The 1017-nt window shown below is 33.7% G+C and carries 1 protein-coding gene; it reads left to right on the forward strand.

All coding sequences use genetic code 11. The annotated features are described in order from the left end of the window. Positions 1–746: 746 nt before the first annotated feature. A partial coding sequence (locus FS666_RS19350) for a helix-turn-helix domain-containing protein (RefSeq protein WP_144463787.1) occupies positions 747–1017 on the forward strand: 271 nt, incomplete at its 3' end.

Here is a 1017-nt window from a genome sequence, read left to right on the forward strand (position 1 = left end):
TATTATACTTGATTTCACTAGCTTTCGGATGGTTTTTAGATAAATTTAGTCACGGATTAAGGGATAAGAAATGACTTTAAAAAACTTTATTTTTGTATTATTCATTATTTTGTTCGATCAGTTTTTATGGAATTGTAATAAAATAGAGTTTGACATTTAAAGTATTTCTTCTTTTGGTCCTTTATATTAAATATTAAAAATGATTCTACCCAACTGTTAATATTCAGTTGTGTTATTGTTTTTTTTAAAAATTTTTCTCTGATTTTTGGCATTTTACAAAAAAACTTGTTGAAGGTAATGAAAGGGGAAATCATCACCCATCTTTGCAGTTCGAAGAGAGTTGAGTGTATGGTACCGAACGGCAGGTGCGTTGTGCATTTAACGCTTTTTGTAAGCGAGTACTGAAAAATGAAGCAATCAACATATACAAAGAAAGGCAGAAACGGAGATAACATTTTCAAATTTAACACCGCTAGAAGAAAAACAGCTCTATACCTTAGACAAACACTAAAAGGGAGAAGAAATAGAAGGACTTCAAGTAGCTGGTAAGAGAATTACTCCTACACTTCTTGCAAAAGCGATGCATAGCTTGCCAGTTGAGAAGCGTACTATCATCCTACTATACTACTTTTTTAATCTTTCTGATGTAAAAATTGATCAATTGTTCAACATTCCACGTTAGTACTGTACAGTATAGGCGAACGAGTTCTTTAAACCGTTAAGACGTTTTTTGGAGGAACATGCAGATGAATGGGATGATTAATACTAATACGGAAAGAAATGAGCGTGGCTTGTTGCCGTATCCAATCATTTTAGCTGCAAATAAGGGTGAGCTAGAAGCAATGAAAGTAGTTGTTCTACATTATAGAAGCTATATGACAAGTTTATCCATTTGTAAGCTCCGTGATGAACAAGGAAACACTTATTGGGGCATCGATGAAGATACACGCGAACGCTGTAACCGTCAAGTAGTTTTGAACACTTTTTGCTCATTAATTTTGAACACTTTTCGCTTGG

The organism is Siminovitchia fortis, from assembly GCF_007681465.1.
Classification (GTDB): domain Bacteria; phylum Bacillota; class Bacilli; order Bacillales; family Bacillaceae_C; genus Siminovitchia; species Siminovitchia fortis.